Source organism: Corynebacterium sp. KPL2825, from assembly GCF_037908445.1.
GTDB lineage: Bacteria > Actinomycetota > Actinomycetes > Mycobacteriales > Mycobacteriaceae > Corynebacterium > Corynebacterium kefirresidentii.
This window is the reverse complement of record NZ_JBBMGI010000004.1, coordinates 102,160-120,100: the sequence shown is the minus strand read 5'-3', so window position 1 is coordinate 120,100 and position 17,941 is coordinate 102,160. Positions and strand designations below refer to the sequence as shown.

Sequence of the window (17,941 nt, the reverse complement as noted above, 5' to 3'; positions counted from 1 at the left end):
TTCAGGGCCGTCGGGCGCAGTTATCCACAGTTATGGGCCTATCTTTGGGAGCGCGGGGGCTCGGAGGCGTTGAAACGTTCGACACGCAGGCGGTCAACGGCCGGGATCTCAAGCGGTTCAAGATCCGCGAGGGCCACGCCCATCGCTTGGGCGAGGAGGAGATCGGCCAGCTGCGGGTTTCGGGCCAGCGCCGGGCCGTGCATATAGGTGGCGATGACGCTGTCTTGGACGGCGCCTTCGTAGGTGCGCTGGGTGGAGCCATCGGCAAGGTCGGCGGTGGCGGCCTGGTCTGCATTGCCGTTGCCACGCGTGAGCGTGCCGAGGGGCTGCGCGGAGGGGCCAAGGATTGTGGCGCCCAGGTGGTTTTCAAAACCGGTCAGCGGCTCGGTGAGGCCCGCGGTAACTCCAGCGTGGGTGGGTTCGGAAGCCACCTCGCCGATGGCACGGTCCTGCATGCCGGCCGTGGTGGCATCGAGCAGGCCTACACCGTCGATGATGCGGCCGGAGGCGCGGAAGGACTCGCCCAGGACCTGCAAGCCAGCACAAATGGCAAAGACCGGGCGGCCGGCGTTGGCGGCGCGGCTCAGGCCACCATCGGAAATCAGGTGGTCCGCGGCCAGGATCTGCGCGGTATCTTCGCCGCCGCCGAGGGTGTAGATATCCAGTGTCTCAGGCACGGGCTCACCCAAGCGGATCGGGTGAATCTCTGCTTCGAAGCCGCGCATGCGGGCGCGCTGACGCAGGACGAGGGCATTGCCGTCGTCGCCGTAGGTACCGAGGACGTCGGGAAGCACTAGGCCGATATTAAGCATTGGTGGCCTCCTTGGAAAGCGCCTTCTTCAAATCGCGGAAGGCGGTGTAGTTGGCGAGGACCTCGATGCGACCCTCCGGGCAGGCGGCGAGCGCATCGAGCGGATCCGGGATGAGCTCGTGGGAGATATCGGCGTAGACCAGGCGCACCGCCAGGTCGGTGCCGCGCTCGCCGGCGGCCTTCACGCTGAGGCCATTGAAGCCTTCGAATTTCACGTCCCACAGCCAGGACATGTCAATGCCATCGGCCACCTGGCCGTTGGTGGCGATGATCAAGCCATCGGCGCTGCGGTCCACCATGGACAGCGCTTCTTGCCAGCCGGCCGGGTTCTTGGCCAGCAGCAAGCGAATCTCGCGGCCGCGCCAGTGAATGGTGGAGTAGCGACCGGCCACATCATCGATGCTTTCGGCGGCCGCAATGGCTTTGTCGAGGTCCACGCCGAAGCCTGCGACGGCGGCAGCGATGGCTTGGGCCGCGTTGCCCCGGTTAGCACGGCCAGGCAGCGCCAGGTTCAGGGGGCGTTTAGCGGTGGGGGTGATAATGCCATGCTTATCGACGCCCCACGTTGGCTGCGGCCGGCGGAATTCGCGGCCGTCGGCAAGCGGCTTGACGGCGTACCAGTCATCCTCGGTGCGCACGACGTGCCCGCCGGTGCGCGGGCAGGTAACGGAATCGCCGAGCCAGCCGGCGCCGGCCGAAACCCAGATGACATTCTTGGCGTCATAGGCCACGGAGGTCATCAGAACGTCATCGCAGTTGGCGATGACGAGCATGTCCGGGTGGGCTTCCACAGCGCCGCGCAGAGCCCGCTCGATCTTATTAATCTCGCCCACGCGGTCGAGCTGGTCGCGGGTGAGGTTGAGCAGAACCAGCGCCTGCGGGTTCAGGTTATCGGCTACGTGGGGCACGTGGAGCTCGTCCACCTCGAGTACCAGGTGGGAGGCGTCCTTGCCGGCCATGAGTGCGGAGATGATGCCGGCATCCATATTGTCACCGCCGTCGTTGGTGGCTACGGTGTGCTCGGCGCGGACTGCAGCGGCCAGCATGCGGGTGGTGGTGGACTTGCCGTTGGTGCCGGTCACCAGCACGGCCGGGCGCCCATCACCCAGGTTGGTCATGATGGAAGGGTCAATGGCATTGGCGATTAGACCACCGATCATTCCGCCGGCGCCACGGCCGGTGGCGCGGGAAGCGGTGGTAGCCAGCTTCGCGGCGGTAGTGGCGGTGGTGGTGCGCAACTTCCTCAGCGCACCCGGGACTCTAAAACTCATGTCCCCTAGGGTAGTCGCGCGGGTGGCTTAGTCGTTCTTTTTCCCCGCCGAGCCGCCAGAATTTCGTCGGCCCCTGCCGCGACCACCGCGGCCGCCCCGGCGACGGCGGCGCTTTTGGTTCTTAGCGCCGCCTTTTTTGTTGTTGTGGGATGAGCGTTGGGGCCGGGGGGTGGGTTTGCCGGATTCGGGTTCAGGGACGGCGTCTTCGATGCGCGTGAGGGCGTCGAGAAACGCGGTATCGGACATCAGCGGAATGCCCTTGCGGTGGGCGTGCATGGGCTTTCCCACCAGGTCAGTGGTCACGTTGCACACGACTAGCGAGGATTCGCGGGTGAGCTTTTCGGAATAATTGAGCTCCTCACGCATGAGCGCGGTGATGATGGTGTCCGGGTCCTCGAGGATTTCCGGAGCGACCACGATTTCCATGCCGCGGCGCAGTTCCTTGCCCGGCTCGTATTTGCCGGGGTTGTGGTGTTGGGCGGGGGCTTCGGCAGCGTCGACTCGCACGTGGGAGCGTTGCAGGCCGAAGCGGTCGGCGCGCACGTCCTCGGGCGCATAGCTGCGCACCGTGCCACCTCGTTGCTTGCGGTAGAGCGCGATGAGCAGTTCGGTTTGTTCGCGCGAAGTCTCGGGTTCGGGCCGCTTGGCGCGCTCCACCGAGGCCTGTGGCGAAGCGTCCAAGCCGCTCTGCTTAGCGACACCCCCTAAGCGCACATCATTCGACCGCACCTGCTGCGCATAGGAGGTGCCCAAAGTATCGATGATGCGGACGGGGGTGGGTACGTGTCCGACCTTCTGGCGGCGCCGGCGGCCCTTGTTGCGGCCGCGGTTGCGCGCGCGATTTTGGCGGGCGGCGGCCATCATGGCACGGCGGGCCTCGGCGACGAGAAAACCCCAGGTATAGGGGAGGTCGTGGACGATGAGTGTGCGGCCGTCAATAAGCTTGTCCAGCGATTTGAGGATCTTGCCAAAAGCTGGCGCCTGCTCAATATCGGTGGTGCTCAGCCCGTGGAGGTGGCGCGGCCCGGCATCGATATCGGGCTTGAGGACGGCGTGGAATTGCTGGCCCTGCTCGCTGGCGTCGTTGAACGTAATGGCGTCGATAGTAACGATGCGCCCGGTGCTGGGATGGATGCCGGTGGTCTGGATGGTCAGCGCCACATAGGGAAAGTCCGCTTCCTCATTGGGCGAGTCGGCCTGCTGTGGCTGTTGCTGGGCCGGTGGGTGCGGTTTCGGTTTCGGCTTGGGTTTCGGGGCGTCTGGCTCTCCGGAGGCACGGATCGCGCGGCGGGGCTTAGTGCGGCGCTGTTCCATGCCTGGTTTGGGCGCTGTGGACCTGGCCGCGTGGCGCGAAGCTACCGTCGCGGGCGACGGCGCTGGGGCCGACGCCGACGGGTGCTGCGGGGAGGGGCCAGGTGTGTTGTTCATTAAACTCAGTGTAGTATCCCGCATTTCGTGCAGGGGGACAGGGCGCGCCGCTTAATCTTCTACAACGACGACAATGACCTTCGGCGGGGTTGTTTGTTCCTCAGGTTCTTCAGGGTGCCCCGGTGTCTCTGGCTGCTGCGGTTCAGCCGGCTCTTTCGGCTCTTTCGGCTCTGTCGGTTCTTCTGGTTCGAGCGGTACGAGGGGGTCATCCGAGCCGTCCGGCGCGCCGCGGTCTGCCGTGGGCAGTTCCGGTTCGACCTCTGGTTCTGGCTCCGGGGTGGGCACGATTTCCGAGCCAGGGATGGTCGTCGTTGGGACAGTAGTTTCCGGCTCTGGCGTTGGCTCGAGTTCGGAACCTGGGATAGTGGTGCTTGGCACGGTGGTATCCGGTGCCGGCTCAGCCTGGGGCTCCGAGGTCAATAACGAAGATGTCGTTGTAGGCGCAGTCGGCTCCGCAGGCGTTGGCTCTGAGGACTCTGGTGCGGGCAGTGGCGTCTGCTTATCCGTCGAGGTGGTGGCGCCGGCTTCAGTTGTGGTCGTTTCAGCCGAAGTCTTTTCCGAAGTAGGCGTATTTGAAGTAGGTAGGTCGGACGGCTCGGCAGGTGCGGTAGCCTCCGTCGACGTCGTGGCCTTCGATGGTGACGTCGAAGTTGCAGAATCCGTAGATGCCGTGGTCTGCGCGGGCTCCGTGGTCTGCGTTGTCTGGGAAGGCTCGGCCGATGACGAAGACGTGGAGGTTGCAGTCGGTTCCTTCGCCGCTAGCTGCGGCGCCGGCTCAGAGCTGGAAGATGGCGCCGCGGCCGGAGTCGAAGCCGGGGTCGATTCGACGTTATTAGCCGTAGCGGCGGCGGCAGCGGCTGCGGCGGAGGCGGCGCGGGAAATTGCCTGGGAATCATGGCCCTGGTGCTCGCCACGGTGCTTGTCGTGGTGGCCGGCGGCAGGGGTCGTGGCACGGTCAGTCTGAGGGGTGTGCGTCGGCCGCGCCTGCTTAGACGGTTGGGGCGCGGGGGCGTGGCGGTGCTGCGGTGGTGTCTCAGAGGGGGCGTCGGCAAGCGGGTGCTGGGTCGGGGAATCCGCGCGGGATGGCGCGGCGACACCGCTGGTGGGGCCAGCATCGTGGATGCGGGGCGTGGCGGGGTGCGCGGGGCGCTTGGGACCAATGCCATCGAAATGGGAAGAATCGTCGGTGGAATGATTGCTTTTCGGAGCAGGCGCGGTGGAATGCGAGTGGGTGTCCGAAAGAGCTTCGTCCTCACTAAGCATGTGGGTAGCCACGGTGGTGCCGCCACCAACTAGCACGGCGACACCGGCTGCGGCCAGCAGATTCGAGGTCACGGCCCCAGAAGCGCCGGCGGCATTGGCGGCAGAGGTGATGCCAAAACCACTTGCGGAGGAGGTGCCAGCGGCAGAGATTCCGGCAGTGGGGCCGCCGGGAACGCTGGTTGCGGCCTGTGCGCGGGCTGCGGTGGCCGCGGACATGACGGCGGCGCCACCGGCGACAACGCCCAGAACTAGGCCGGCGTGGTGCCTATTGGCAGCGTTGTGCGCGTAGATGGTCAGCGCGGGGCGGTCATCGGCGTCGTAGTGGAAGTAGCCGTGGGCAATGGCGAGGCGGCCGGATTTGGTGCAGTCGAGCACGGCGGGGGCAATCTCGCGGGCGGCATCGCGCGGGAGGGAGCCTAAGAAGATGCTATTGACATAGACATCAACGGTATTTCGCCGCAGGAAACCACGGGTGCGCAAGGAGACGAGGTAGTGCTCGTCGGTGTGCGGAAAGCCAGTGACGTCTTTGGAAAACTCCGTCAATGTGGCGGCAGCCTCGCCCGGCAGCATGGTCCAGCGCTGCGCCGGCGGGTTATTGGCGGGGATGCACAGGTGCGGTGCCGGCAGGAGCAGGTTGAGCGTGGGCCACTCTTCGCCGGAGGCATCTGTCATGCTCACGTGTGGGCGTAGGCCGGCGCTGAGAACCCAGTCAAAGAGTGCGTAGGCCTGGGAATCGGCGGCGCTGAGACGGCCAAGGAGAGAATCGCCGATCCACACCGCGAAGCCGTCCTGGGCGGTGCGGGGGCCGAGCTCCGCAGAGAGGTAACCGCCTTCTGCGGCGGTGGACTCGAGCAGTTCGCTGAAAACTTCTGGCGAAACATCCTCGATGGGCAGATTATGGATCACGCCAAAACCGTGGTCAGGGACCACGTAGGTGGCGGAATCCAGGGAAGTCATTGGGGCCTTTCGATAGGGGGTAATAGTAACACTGTATGTTAGGCACTGCCGTGGGCCATTTCCAATTTCCCCGGCTGGTGAACAAGGGTGTTACCCTGCCCGAAAGTTTTACAGAATAAAAATGAGCACGGCGATGAGCGCTGCAATCACCAGTAGGGCCATGACGGCGGGCCACCACCGGCGGCGGGGTGCGGGGTCATCGGTGCTTATGGCGCGGAAGCTCGTGGTTTCGAAGGTTTCGGTGGCGGCGGGGGAGGTAGGGGCGGCGTCGGCAAGCGAGGCTTCCTTCGAATCCGGCAGCGGCGCCCCCGCGTAGATGCTGAGCACACGGCCGGTGTTGCGCGGCGCATGGTAGGCATGGGCCAGGGTTATGCCCTGCTTGGCGACGTCCACCCCTTCCAACCGCCCCACAAACTGCGGGCCCAAATAAGCATCGGTGCCGGAACCGGTGGTGCTGGGCGAGAGCGTAACCAATACGTGCATGCGGGCGTGGGCGGGAATGTCCAGATCCGCGGGAAGATCGGCGATGTCGATGGGTGGGGCATAGCCCAGCATTGTCCACGGGCCCGCTGGCGGATTATTCGCCGGCAGGCAAAGGCCCGGCCGGGGCAGCAGCAGCGAGAGAGAGCCATCGGGCTGCGGCGCGGCGGTGGCTGCAGGGGTCAGCCCGGCGCGAAGTAGTAGATCTATTTCGGGATACTCCGCGCGGTCGGCGCTGGTGATGTGCCCGATGGTGGAGTCGGTACGCACCTCCAACCCGCCGTCCGGGCGGGGTGCCAAGGTGACGGTGAACTCTCGGTTTTCCTTCGTCTGCGCATCATAGATGGGCAGGGCCTGCACGGCGCCCAAGCCACGGTGCGGTATGAGGTAGGTAGAAGAAGGCATACCCACCCTTCTACCACGCCGGGCCGCGGCGCCGGCGAGCAGGCCTAGGCCAGGGCGCGGTTGACGGCGGAGTTAATCGCGTTGATGGAAGCCCGCGTGGTGGACCCGGCGATGCCCGCTCCCCAGACCTTGTTCTGGTTGACGTCGGCGGCGATATAACAGGCGGCCTCGGCGTCGTCGCCGGCGGAACGGGACTGCTGGGAGTATTCCATGACCTCGAAGTCGATGCCCAGGGATTCCAGGGCGTTGGCATAAGCCGCAATGGGTCCGTTACCGCTGCCTGAGACGGTGGACTTTTCCCCGTGGAAAGCCACGGTGGCGGTCACCGATGCATCCCCATCTTCTGTTGGGGCATTGTCCATATGGAAAGACTCCAGGGTCAGCGGATCCTCGCGGTCCAGGAACTCGGTGGCAAAGATATCCCACATGTTTTTGGAATTGACCTCGCCGCCTTCGGAGTCGGTGATTTCCTGGACCACGCTGGAAAATTCCGCTTGCATGGCGCGAGGCATATTGATGCCGTGATCGGTCTTCATGATGTAGGCAACGCCGCCCTTGCCAGACTGGGAGTTGACGCGGATGACCGCCTGGTAGTCGCGGCCCACGTCCTTTGGATCGATGGGCAGGTAAGGAACCTCCCAGATGGCCTCGCGCATTTCTTCCCACGAGACCTCGGTATTATTCGCGCCGGGGCGGATGGTGGCTGCCAGCGCGTCCAAGCCCTTATTAATTGCGTCCTGGTGGGAACCGGAGAACGCAGTAAAGACCAATTCGCCGCCATAGGGGTGGCGCTCCGGCACGCGCAGCTGGTTGCAGTATTCAACGGTTTCGCGAATCTGCGGCAGATCGGAAAAATCAATCTGCGGGTCCACACCCTGGGTGAGCATATTCAGGCCCAAAGTGACGAGATCTACGTTGCCGGTGCGCTCGCCGTTGCCAAAAAGGCAGCCTTCGATGCGGTCCGCGCCCGCCATAAAGCCAAGTTCGGCGGCGGCGATTCCCTCGCCGCGGTCATTATGCGGGTGCAGTGAGAGCACGACGTCCTCGCGGCGGGCAAGATTGCGGTGCATCCATTCGATGGAATCGGCGTAGATATTGGGCGAAATCATCTCCACGGTGGATGGCAGGTTGATGATCATTGGATTCTCTGGGGACGGATCCATGATGTCTACCACCTCATCGCAGACCTCGCGGGCGAAGTCCAGCTCGGTACCGGTGAAGGATTCGGGGGAGTATTCCCAGCGCCAAGTGGTATCTGGGTAGTCGGCGGCGATGGACTTAATGAGTGTGGCAGCATCGGTGGCCAGCTTCTTAATGGCAGGTTTGTCTTTGCGGAAGACTACGCGGCGCTGCAGCTTCGAGGTGGAGTTATAAAAGTGCACGATGACGTTCTTGGCGCCCTCGCAAGCTTCAAAGGTGCGGCGGATCAGGTGATCGCGGGCCTGTACCAGGACCTGAATGGTGACGTCATCGGGAATTTTATTGCCCTCGATGATTTCGCGGACAAAGTTGAAATCGGTTTGGGAGGCAGAGGGGAAGCCCACCTCGATTTCTTTGTAGCCCATCTTGACCAGCAGGTCGAACATGCGGTGCTTGCGCTCTGGGCTCATGGGATCAATCAGCGCTTGGTTACCATCGCGCAGATCCACCGCGCACCACTGGGGAGCGTGGGTGATTTTCTGACTAGGCCATGTGCGGTCCGGCAGGTCGATGTTTTCTACCTCGACGGCGAAGGGTTGATAGCGCTCGTGGGGCATGGCGGAGCCGCGCTGCTTATTCCACGCGGGTTGTCCTTCGCGGCGTGGGCCGGTGGGGGTGGTGATGTCGCGCGGGGCGCTGATAAAAGAGTCGGTGGGGGACATGGGGTGCGGTTTCCTTTTCTGGTGTCTATGGGGAAAGACGGCCAGCTGGGCTTGGGTAGCCGGACTCCGCGACGGGGCGCTGGCCAGTGCTTAGGCCGAAATCCCGCCGCGGCAGATAAGGAGTAGGTCATTCCGCTGTGTCATATCGGTCACACTACAGGCTTTCTCACTGTGCGGCAAGAGATTTCATTCAATGAGACGCGGTGGTGGTGGGGTACCATGCCTTTCGTGTCTAATCCCCGCCATGCCAAGCCCCAAACATCATCCATATTGCGTTCCTTGTGGGCGCCTGCCGCACTCGTTGCACTCATTGGAGCCGCATTGCGCGTAGGCGTACTCGCAGCGGTGGCCGCCGCGCAGGACGATAAGCTGTGGGGGCTGCTCAATAAGTGGGACGCTAAGCACTACGTAGAAATCGCCCGCGGCGGGTACTTTGGTGCGGATATTTCTACGGATGGGCCGGTCCATGAGACGACCATGGCCTTCTTCCCGGGATTCCCCTTCCTCGTGCGTGGGTTAAGCAGCATCTTTGGTACCGACGAAGCGGGCACGGCCATTGCGCTCAATGTGCTCTTTAGCATCGCGCTGGCTGCCGGTGTGATGGCCTTGGCTGCGCGCATGGGCATGGGGAAGTGGGCCCAGGTGCTCAGTGCTGTGATGGTGACCTGTGCGCCGATGTCCATCGTGTTTTCCATGCCGTATACCGAGGCACTTTTTGGGGCCCTGGCCATATGGGCGGTGGTGGCGCTCGTAGATGAGCGATGGTGGGCTGCCGCGGCACTAATTTTTGTAGCCGGACTCGTGCGTCTTACCGCGGTGGATCTCGTTGCGGTCTTTGCATTCATGGTGCTGCTGCGGGCGCGAAAGAACTGGCGGGCCTGGGCCGCGGTGGTGTTTTCGGTCGTGCCGCTGGTGGGGTATTTGTGGTGGTCGAGCAGCCATCTCAAAGAAGTTGGCGGTTATTTTGGGATCCAGAAAGAACATTGGAACTCCAGCTTTGATGGCGGCAAAGCCACGGTTATTTGGCTTTGGGAGACGCTTAGCGGGGCTACTAACGGTGGATATCTGCTGAGCGCCGGCGTGATGATCGCTGCCCCGGTTTTCCTTGTGTTGGCATGGCGCCGCCTGCCGCTAGCGGCCTGGTTATTCTCTGCGGTGCTGATGGCGAACGTGCTGCTTTCTGATGGCATTATGCACTCGCGGCCCCGGCTGCTCCTGCCGGCGGTGATTGTGTTGTTGCCGTGGGTGAAAAAGGGGACGTCGGCAAGCGTGGCGGTTGGCGCCTGGGCCCTGTTCGGGGCGTGGTTTTCGGCCTATATGCTCGGCGTATTTGAGTGGGCCATTTAGCCGCGCTGGCTTACCGGGCTGCGGGAGAGCACGATGGTGGAGAGCACCATGACGGTAAGGGCGATGAGCATAATTGCCCAACCGACGGCCGTATCGATGAGGAATTTCTCTCCCAGCACCATGTAGCCCAAGCCGAAGGCCACGATGGGTTCAAAGATGGTCATGGCCGGCAGGGAATGGGCTAGGGGGCCGGCATTAAAGGAATATTGCTGCACTACGGTGCCGGTGAGCGCGAGACCGATGAGGCCGTAGAACTGCCAGCTTGCCAGTAGCGTGGCAAGGCCTTCGTGGGTGAAAATGTCCACCACGGCCTTTGATAGCAGGGCGACGAAGCCGTAGATGACGCCGCAGGCCGTGCCCAACGCTAAGGGACGGTTATCCGGTAGCTTCGTGGCTACCGCAGCAAGTAGGGCGAGGGTGACCAACCCTACAAGGAGCGCCGGCCACCAATCGCTCCATTCCGGGCGGGGGTTTCCTGCGACCGGACGGCCGTAGACGACCATGATGCCCACCGCGATGGTCAATGCAATAGACCAAAAGACCTCGTGGAAAGGCATTTTGCGGCCGGAATACCACGCCGAAAGCGGCAGGGTAAACATTAAGGACAGCACCAAGATGGGCTGGACCACCAGCAAGGTACCAAAACCGAGGGCGATGACCTGCAGGCCATAGGCGCCAATGGCGGCCGCGGTGCCCACCCACCACAAGGGGTTGGACATGGCGGCGCGCATGACCGAATCATCGGCGTCGAGGGCAATGCGGTGGCGGATGACCGTGCCCCAAGCAACCGTCAGCGCGGATGCGAGCGCGAAAAAGATGGCGAGGAGGTTGCTTAACACCCGCTCAACGGTAGTAAAAAATCCTGCTATATGCATATTCTTCCCTGCATGGCGCGCGTTTTTCTGCGCTGAGGAAGCGAGCGTGTGGTGCGCTTAACATTGGGGGCGTGTGAATAAAAATTAAGCATTGTCTAGGAATTATGATGAGGGCAAAGACCCTGCGGGGTAGCATGGGTCTTTGACTAATGAACGACAGGTATTTCCGGGCGTGTACACACACGCCAGGGATGCCTTGAACGACGAAAGGCGGCATCCTTACCGTGGCCCTGATCGTGCAAAAGTATGGCGGCTCATCCCTCGAATCCGCAGACCGCATCCGCGCCGTTGCGGAGCGCATCGTGGCCACCAAGAAGCAGGGCAACGACGTTGTCGTGGTGTGTTCCGCCATGGGCGATACCACCGATGAGCTGCTCGACCTTGCCGCCCAGGTCAATCCTGTCCCGCCGCAGCGAGAGATGGATATGTTGCTCACCGCCGGCGAGCGAATCTCTAATGCTCTGGTGGCCATGGCAGTGGAATCGCTTGGTGCCCACGCCCAGTCCTTTACCGGCTCCCAAGCCGGAGTGCTCACCACCGAGCGCCACGGCAATGCCCGCATCGTGGACGTCACCCCGGGCCGCCTGACCGAGGCTTTGGACGAAGGCAAGATTTGTATCGTCGCCGGCTTCCAGGGCGTTAATAAGGAATCGCGCGATGTCACCACCTTGGGTCGCGGTGGCTCCGACACCACCGCGGTGGCACTTGCTGCCGCGCTAAACGCGGACGTGTGTGAGATTTACTCCGATGTTGATGGCGTCTACACCGCAGACCCGCGCATCGTCCCAGACGCGCAGAAGCTAGACAAGCTCTCCTTTGAGGAGATGTTGGAGATGGCCGCGGTAGGTTCCAAGATTTTGGTCCTGCGCAGCGTGGAGTACGCCCGCGCATTCAATGTACCCTTGCGAGTTCGCTCGTCTTATTCAAATGACCCCGGCACCCTAGTTACCGGATCGATGGAGGATATCCCCGTGGAAGAAGCAGTACTAACTGGTGTAGCAACCGATAAGTCCGAGGCAAAGGTCACCGTCCTGGGCATCCCGGATCGCCCGGGGGAGGCTGCGAAGGTCTTTCGCGTCATTGCCGATGCAGAGATCAATATCGATATGGTCTTGCAAAATGTCTCCTCCCTGGAGGACGGCACCACCGATATCACCTTCACCTGCCCGCGTGCCGACGGCCCGCGTGCCATGGAGCTGCTGAGCAAGCTGAAATCTGAAGGAGGCTGGGCCAATGTGCTGTATGACGACCAAGTGGGGAAAGTCTCCCTCGTCGGCGCCGGCATGAAATCCCACCCGGGCGTTACCGCAGAGTTCACCGAGGCCCTGCGCGACGTCAACGTCAATATGGAGCTCATCTCCACTTCTGAAATCCGCATCTCCGTGCTCACCCGCGAGGCTGACCTGGAAAAGGCCGCCCGTGCACTGCACGAGAAATTCCAGCTTGGTGGCGAAGAAGAAGCCACGGTTTATGCTGGAACCGGACGTTAAACACCCACAGCAACTACAGAGGATTTATAGTCATGACCACTGTTGCAGTAGTAGGCGCTACCGGCCAGGTCGGCCGCGTTATGCGCTCCATCTTGGAAGAACGCAATTTCCCGGCCGATAAGGTGCGCTTTTTCGCCTCTTCCCGCTCCGCCGGCACCGAGCTGGAATTCCGCGGCGAGCAGATTACCGTCGAGGACCTCGCCGAGGTTACCGAGCAATCCGTCGCCGACGTTGATATCGCCTTGTTCTCTGCCGGTGGTTCTACCTCCAAGCAATGGGCTCCAGTGTTTGCCGCGGCCGGTGCGACCGTGGTGGATAACTCTTCGGCCTACCGCAAGGATCCAGAGGTTCCCCTCATCGTCTCCGAGGTCAACCCCGAGGCAGCCAAGAACACCCCTAAGGGCATCATCGCGAACCCAAACTGCACCACCATGGCCGCTATGCCGGTGCTGAAGGTCTTGCACGATGCCGCGGGCCTGAACAAGTTGCATGTGTCCTCTTACCAGGCGGTCTCCGGCTCCGGCCTGGCCGGCGTGCAGGCGCTGGCCGCGCAGGTCTATTCGGTTGGCGAGCACAATGTGGGTTTGGTCCACGATGGCTCTGCACTCAATGACGAGGACTTTGGCCCTTATGTGGCGCCCATTGCCTATAACGCGCTGCCGATGGCCGGCAACCTCGTGGATGATGGCTCCCTAGAGACCGATGAGGAGCAAAAGCTGCGCAACGAATCCCGCAAGATCCTAGACATTCCGGAGCTGAAGGTTGCAGGTACCTGCGTGCGCATCCCGGTCTTTACCGGCCACACCCTGACCATCCACGCCGAGTTCGACAAGGCAATCACCTCCGAGCAGGCCACCGAGCTTTTGAGCGGTGCCCCGGGCGTTAAGCTTGCCGACGTCCCCACCCCGCTCGCTGCCACCGGCATCGACGAATCCTTGGTAGGCCGCATCCGTCAGGACCAGACGGTGGACGATAACAAGGGCCTCGTGCTCGTTGTCGCCGGCGATAATCTGCGCAAGGGGGCCGCGCTCAACACCATCCAGATCGCGGAGCTACTCGTTTAAGCAGGTTCCGCTTCGTCGCAGGTTACACAAAAAGCTCGGCGCCCTCCTTCCTCGTTACGGGATAAGGAGGGCGCCGAGCTTTTATCTTGATTGACGTGGGCGAGAAGGCTAGTCCTCAGAGACTGGCTTGGCGGTGCCCGTAGCCTTGCCGCTATCAGCGGCAGCATCCTTCTTGCCAAAGTCAAGGTCGCTATCGGAGGACGGAACCTCCGGCTTGGTGTGCTGCACGTAGGTCACGGATGGCTCCGGATCTTCACGGTCGTAGTCAAGGTCGTCATCGTTTTCGAGCTCTTCGTGGATCTCTTCTGCGATATTGGTGACGAACTCGGTGGTTTCCATATTGGAAGCCGCAGCCAGCTTGCGCAGCTCGCGCTCATTTTTCTTGGTGAAGCGCTTGCGTGGATCCAAGCGGCGGGAAACCAGCTCGTGTGCGCGCATGCGGCGGTCGGACTCATCCGAGAGCTTGCTGCCGTTCTTGATGCGGTTGAAGACCATCACCACGATCATCAACAGACCCAGGTAACCCAGAATTGGGTAAACATTGCTGACCAGCGTCTGGAAGCCCACGAAGGACAGGACGAAGCCGATGATGCAGCAAACAGCGTAGACAGGGTAGAAGCGCTTGGGATTATTGCGGGTCAAGCGCTTGCCCAAGGCGTAGAACATACCGATAGCCGTATTGAAGACCATGCCGTAGATGATGAAGGTCATGAACACGCCGAATACCGGGTGGATGCTCGTGATGAGGGCCAGCACCGGCATATCCTCGCCGTTGACGGTCTCGGCCTCGAAGAAGAGGGCGAAGACCAGCAGGGCTAAAAGGATCAGGTAGAGCAGGCCACCAATGAGGCCGCCGATGCCGACTGCGCGGTTATCCAGGAAGTTACCGCCAATGACGATGGACATGGACACAGCCGTCATAACGTTCAGGCCGGTGTAGTTCAACGCAGACAGCCACCAGTTAGGTAGCGAGGTATCGACGTTAGCTACTGCCCAGTCATTGAGGGAAGAAAAATCAACATCTGCGTTGAGAATGGTGTAGCCGGTGGCAATCACCACGAAGATAATGATGAACGGGGTGATGGTACCGATGACCGCGGTCACGCGGTCAACATCCATCAGGCCGACGAGCAGTACCAGAATCAGCATCGCGGTGGCGCCCACCCATACCGGAACGGAGGGGAACTGCTGATTGATATTAGAGCCGCCGCCAGCAAACATGACGAAGCCGATGGAAAACAGAGTAACTAGTGTTGACCAGTCCAAAATCTTGGCGGTAAACGGCGATGCGACCTTGTCGTAGACAGCGGTATGCTCCTCTGCCTGGAAATACGAGCCGAGCTGCAGGATGGACACGCCGGTGATCATCATCAGGCCAGCGGCCAAGGCGATGCCCCACAGACCCCACTCGCCAAAGGCTACGAAGAACTGCATGGCCTCCTGGCCGGAGGCAAAGCCTGCGCCCACGACGACGCCGATAAACGCCATGGAAATTCCGATTGCGCGTTTTAACATGAAAGGGAGAAACTCTCTTACTCACACGCGCCGGGCCCGGCATTGGGATCGCACGGGCCCGGATCGACGGTCGATTTATCACGTGTGTACACATCTAATAAACCACACATTGGACAAATCTTTCGGGCAAGAATCGCCCTAATTGTGGCCTCCTTCACCCAGTATCCGGTGTACAACCTGCAGCTAAATGCCAAAAATTGGGGCTCTTGGGGTGCAAGGTAACCAGAGCGTAACAATTTGCAGGTGAAATTATCTCGCCGCCTCAAGGGGCCGGTATGGGGGTATTAACCTGTCCCTGCGATCAGATCCTTGCGGGCGCGCGCGACGCGGGAGCGGATAGTACCTACCCGCACGCCAGCAATCTTGGCCGCCTCCTCGTACGTGTAGCCCAGCACCTGGGTGAGAATGAGGGCTTCGCGGCGGTCGGCCGGGAGGGCGTCGATAAGCGCGCGGGCATCTATCCATTCACTCCATGCCGTGGACTCTTCTGGTGCCGCACCCATGGCGTCTTCGTATTCGGTGGCAGATTTGCGCGGCCGGGCCATATCGTGGCGAATATTATCCACCCACACCCGCCGGGCTAAAGACAGCAACCACGTGCGTGCCGAGGACCGGGCCGCAAAGCGTGGCAGGGCGCTGATCACGCGCAGATAGGTCTCTTGGGTGAGATCGTCGGCGCCTTCCGGCCCGCCTAAATGCGCTAGCAAACGCCACACATCATCCTGGGTAGCCCTAATAAACTCCGTCAGCGCCGCACGGTCACCGCGACCGGCCTGAAGGGCAAGGTCGGTGACGCGGGCGTCATCTGCTGCGGAGTGGTGAGTCACCTGAATGAATCTACCAGTAGCCCCTACACTCCTTTTAGACCCCTGACAACCGGTGATTCTTTTGCCACACTGGTGGTACATATCCACTGATTGCCAGGAGGCAAAATGACTGATTTCACCGCTGATGACATCCTGAACAAGGGCCAGCGCCCCGCTGGCAAGGGCAATACCACCCGCCCGTCTGGCCAACCAGTTCCTTCCGAGAACACCTCGGTGACTGCTGGCCAGCAGGGACCAGTGGTGCTCAATGACATCCACCTCATTGAAAAGCTTGCCCACTTCAACCGCGAGCGCGTGCCGGAGCGCACCCCGCACGCTAAGGGCCACGGCGCCTTCGGTGAGCTGCACATTACGGAAGATGTATCCGCCTATACCAAGGCCAAGGTCTTCCAGAAGGGCACCGTCACCCCGATGATGGGCCGCTTTTCCACCGTCGCCGGTGAGCAGGGATCCCCGGATACCTGGCGCGATGTACACGGCTTTGCGCTGCGTTTTTATACCGAGGAAGGCAACCTGGACATCGTGGGCAATAACACCCCAGTCTTCTTCGTTCGCGATGGCCAGAAGTTCCCTGACTTCATCCACTCCCAGAAGCGTCTGGGCACCAATGGTTTGCGCGATGCGGATATGCAGTGGGATTTCTGGACCCGCAACCCGGAGTCTGCCCACCAGGTCACCTACCTCATGGGTGACCGCGGCACGCCGAAGTCGACCCGCCACCAAAATGGTTACGGCTCCCACACCTTCCAGTGGGTAAATGAAGAAGGCGAGGCTTTCTGGGTGAAGTACCACTTTAAGACCCGCCAGGGCGTAGAGAACTTCACCGACGAGGAGGCCACCACCACCGCCGGCCAGAACCCGGATTGCCACCGCGAGGACCTCTACAACGCCATCGAGGAGGGCAATTACCCAGTCTGGGACGTCAAGGTACAGATCATGCCGCTGGATGAGGCGGAGAACTATCGCTTTAATCCTTTCGACCTAACCAAGGTCTGGTCCAAGAAGGATTACCCGCTGCACGATGTGGGCTACTTCGTGCTCAACCGCAACCCACGCAATTTCTTTGCGCAGATTGAGCAGGTGGCGCTCGATCCATCCAATATCGTGCCGGGTGTTGGTCTCTCCCCAGATAAGATGCTGCAGGCACGCGTTTTCGCCTACGCTGACCAGCAGCGCTACCGCATCGGTGCTAACTATAAGCAGCTGCCGGTAAACCAGCCGCAGAACGTGGATGAGGTCAATACCTACGAGCACGAGGGCAGCATGCAGTTCCTTTTCAATGCCCCGGAGGATCCGGTGTACTCGCCGAACCGCTATGAAAAGGGCACTGGCGTGCTTGACGACGCCGCTGTGAATGACCGCTCCCAGCTCGAGACCACCACCGCGGCGGAGCTTTATATCAATCCGGAGTCCTACGGCGGCGATCTGGTGCGGGCACCGTACGTTCGCCACTCCGAAGATGATGATTTCGTGCAGGCGCGCGACTTGTACGAAAACGTCTATGATGACGCCGCCAAGGAGCGCTTGGTTACCAATATCACCAATGCTATGGCAGGTGTATCTGAGGAAACCGAGGAGCGCATTTATGACTACTGGACTAAGGTACACCCAGCCCTTGGCCAGCGCGTGCGTGAGGTCTACGCCGAGAAGAAGTAATCCTTCCGCGGCAGTCCCTCCGCACTAAAAACGCCGCCCCCGTATCGCGCAGCTATAAAGCGCGGTACGGGGGCGAAGTCATGCTGTGCGACTAGTCGCAGCGGCGCATATTTTCGGTAAGGAAAGCGGGCGCACCCTCGGCGGCCCATTTGTCTACGTCGTAGCACGGGGCGGTCATGCCGGAGGTGGCTTCGCCAATGGGCTCAATGGCTACCCACTGGCCATTGTCGTAGCGTGCCCAAGTCGTCCAGTCCGTGCTGTCCTTGCCGAAGTGCGCCCATTGGCCATCGCAGTCACTGACTCGGATATTTGTCATGCTGGGGGCCGTGGGTTGTAGCGCTTCTGGGGAGCAATCGCCCTGGCCTGTATCGGCGGGCGCGGCGGCTTGGTCTTCGCTCTCTTTATCGCCGGCTTCTGCGGGGGATGAGGAGGGAGCTGCTTCTACGGAAGTAGGTTCAGCCTCGGCGGTGGTCTCTGCGGCTGCCGACGTGGTGGCCTCACTCGTGGCTTCTTCGGAGGAGGTCTCCTCGGCGGAGGAGCTAAGAGCAGCGGCATCGGAAAACTCGGGTTCTGCGGACGTATCGGCGTCGTTGGAGCAGGCAACAAGGCCAAAGCACAGCGGTACGAAGGCCGCGGTGGCAAGGTAACGGGAAGGAGCTAGGGAATAAATGTGGGGCATGCCATATATTC

14 protein-coding genes are annotated in these 17,941 nt (G+C 61.6%); 4 read left to right on the top strand and 10 right to left on the bottom strand.

Annotated elements, in window-relative coordinates; all coding sequences use genetic code 11:
• Positions 1-38 precede the first annotated feature (38 nt).
• The 6 genes from WMQ00_RS04535 to leuA form a co-directional block, all read right to left on the bottom strand.
• A complete protein-coding gene (locus tag WMQ00_RS04535; RefSeq protein ID WP_340440712.1) occupies positions 39-812 on the bottom strand; it encodes a type 1 glutamine amidotransferase in 774 nt (257 codons plus the stop codon).
• Positions 805-2,082 (bottom strand): Mur ligase family protein, encoded by a 1,278-nt coding sequence (locus WMQ00_RS04530; protein WP_284836017.1) that lies wholly within the window; start codon positions 2,080-2,082, stop codon positions 805-807. Before WMQ00_RS04530 ends, WMQ00_RS04535 begins: the two co-directional genes overlap by 8 nt.
• Positions 2,083-2,109: 27 nt before the next feature.
• Positions 2,110-3,510 carry a DNA polymerase III subunit epsilon gene (locus tag WMQ00_RS04525; protein ID WP_445293059.1) on the bottom strand — a complete coding sequence of 467 codons (1,401 nt, stop codon included), beginning with the start codon at positions 3,508-3,510 and terminating at the stop codon, positions 2,110-2,112.
• 51 nt (positions 3,511-3,561) lie between these two features.
• On the bottom strand, positions 3,562-5,730 hold the full coding sequence (locus WMQ00_RS04520) for a hypothetical protein (protein WP_340440711.1): 2,169 nt from the start codon (positions 5,728-5,730) through the stop codon (positions 3,562-3,564).
• Positions 5,731-5,838: 108 nt separating this feature from the next.
• A complete protein-coding gene (locus tag WMQ00_RS04515; protein ID WP_340440710.1) occupies positions 5,839-6,615 on the bottom strand; it encodes a hypothetical protein in 777 nt (258 codons plus the stop codon).
• A gap of 44 nt (positions 6,616-6,659) precedes the next feature.
• Positions 6,660-8,477, bottom strand: coding sequence for a 2-isopropylmalate synthase (gene leuA, locus WMQ00_RS04510; protein WP_248099251.1), 1,818 nt, complete (start codon positions 8,475-8,477; stop codon positions 6,660-6,662).
• Between the two features lie 219 nt (positions 8,478-8,696).
• Here leuA and WMQ00_RS04505 point away from each other — a divergent pair, with 219 nt between their 5' ends.
• Complete coding sequence (locus WMQ00_RS04505; RefSeq protein ID WP_239204849.1) at positions 8,697-9,824, top strand: mannosyltransferase family protein; 1,128 nt, start codon at positions 8,697-8,699, stop codon at positions 9,822-9,824.
• Here the strand turns inward: WMQ00_RS04505 and WMQ00_RS04500 are convergent.
• Positions 9,821-10,699 (bottom strand): DMT family transporter, encoded by an 879-nt coding sequence (locus WMQ00_RS04500; protein WP_200288367.1) that lies wholly within the window; start codon positions 10,697-10,699, stop codon positions 9,821-9,823. The genes WMQ00_RS04505 and WMQ00_RS04500 overlap by 4 nt on opposite strands.
• A 224-nt stretch (positions 10,700-10,923) precedes the next feature.
• Here WMQ00_RS04500 and WMQ00_RS04495 point away from each other — a divergent pair, with 224 nt between their 5' ends.
• Entirely contained in the window at positions 10,924-12,189 is a 1,266-nt protein-coding gene (locus tag WMQ00_RS04495; protein WP_200288366.1) for an aspartate kinase, read from the top strand.
• 32 nt (positions 12,190-12,221) lie between these two features.
• Entirely contained in the window at positions 12,222-13,253 is a 1,032-nt protein-coding gene (locus tag WMQ00_RS04490; RefSeq protein WP_200288365.1) for an aspartate-semialdehyde dehydrogenase, read from the top strand.
• 108 nt (positions 13,254-13,361) lie between these two features.
• Here WMQ00_RS04490 and WMQ00_RS04485 read toward each other — a convergent pair whose 3' ends face one another.
• Positions 13,362-14,768, bottom strand: coding sequence for a YkvI family membrane protein (locus tag WMQ00_RS04485; protein WP_200288364.1), 1,407 nt, complete (start codon positions 14,766-14,768; stop codon positions 13,362-13,364).
• A gap of 284 nt (positions 14,769-15,052) precedes the next feature.
• Positions 15,053-15,595, bottom strand: a complete 543-nt coding sequence (locus tag WMQ00_RS04480; protein WP_340440709.1) for an RNA polymerase sigma factor — start codon at positions 15,593-15,595, stop codon at positions 15,053-15,055.
• A gap of 105 nt (positions 15,596-15,700) precedes the next feature.
• On the opposite strand from WMQ00_RS04480, the gene WMQ00_RS04475 reads away from it, so the two are divergent.
• A complete protein-coding gene (locus tag WMQ00_RS04475; RefSeq protein WP_316331003.1) occupies positions 15,701-17,251 on the top strand; it encodes a catalase in 1,551 nt (516 codons plus the stop codon).
• A gap of 91 nt (positions 17,252-17,342) precedes the next feature.
• Here WMQ00_RS04475 and WMQ00_RS04470 read toward each other — a convergent pair whose 3' ends face one another.
• A complete protein-coding gene (locus WMQ00_RS04470; protein ID WP_340440708.1) occupies positions 17,343-17,930 on the bottom strand; it encodes a hypothetical protein in 588 nt (195 codons plus the stop codon).
• Positions 17,931-17,941 lie beyond the last annotated feature (11 nt).

What these genes read in the sequence shown, in the direction of transcription:
- WMQ00_RS04535 (WP_340440712.1), bottom strand. Translation starts at nt 812, where the DNA reads ATGCTTAATATCGGCCTAGTGCTTCCCGACGTCCTCGGTACCTACGGC.
- WMQ00_RS04530 (WP_284836017.1), bottom strand. Translation starts at nt 2,082, where the DNA reads ATGAGTTTTAGAGTCCCGGGTGCGCTGAGGAAGTTGCGCACCACCACC.
- WMQ00_RS04525 (WP_445293059.1), bottom strand. Translation starts at nt 3,510, where the DNA reads ATGAACAACACACCTGGCCCCTCCCCGCAGCACCCGTCGGCGTCGGCC.
- WMQ00_RS04520 (WP_340440711.1), bottom strand. Translation starts at nt 5,730, where the DNA reads ATGACTTCCCTGGATTCCGCCACCTACGTGGTCCCTGACCACGGTTTT.
- WMQ00_RS04515 (WP_340440710.1), bottom strand. Translation starts at nt 6,615, where the DNA reads ATGCCTTCTTCTACCTACCTCATACCGCACCGTGGCTTGGGCGCCGTG.
- leuA (WP_248099251.1), bottom strand. Translation starts at nt 8,477, where the DNA reads ATGTCCCCCACCGACTCTTTTATCAGCGCCCCGCGCGACATCACCACC.
- WMQ00_RS04505 (WP_239204849.1), top strand. Translation starts at nt 8,697, where the DNA reads ATGCCTTTCGTGTCTAATCCCCGCCATGCCAAGCCCCAAACATCATCC.
- WMQ00_RS04500 (WP_200288367.1), bottom strand. Translation starts at nt 10,699, where the DNA reads ATGCATATAGCAGGATTTTTTACTACCGTTGAGCGGGTGTTAAGCAAC.
- WMQ00_RS04490 (WP_200288365.1), top strand. Translation starts at nt 12,222, where the DNA reads ATGACCACTGTTGCAGTAGTAGGCGCTACCGGCCAGGTCGGCCGCGTT.
- WMQ00_RS04485 (WP_200288364.1), bottom strand. Translation starts at nt 14,768, where the DNA reads ATGTTAAAACGCGCAATCGGAATTTCCATGGCGTTTATCGGCGTCGTC.
- WMQ00_RS04475 (WP_316331003.1), top strand. Translation starts at nt 15,701, where the DNA reads ATGACTGATTTCACCGCTGATGACATCCTGAACAAGGGCCAGCGCCCC.
- WMQ00_RS04470 (WP_340440708.1), bottom strand. Translation starts at nt 17,930, where the DNA reads ATGCCCCACATTTATTCCCTAGCTCCTTCCCGTTACCTTGCCACCGCG.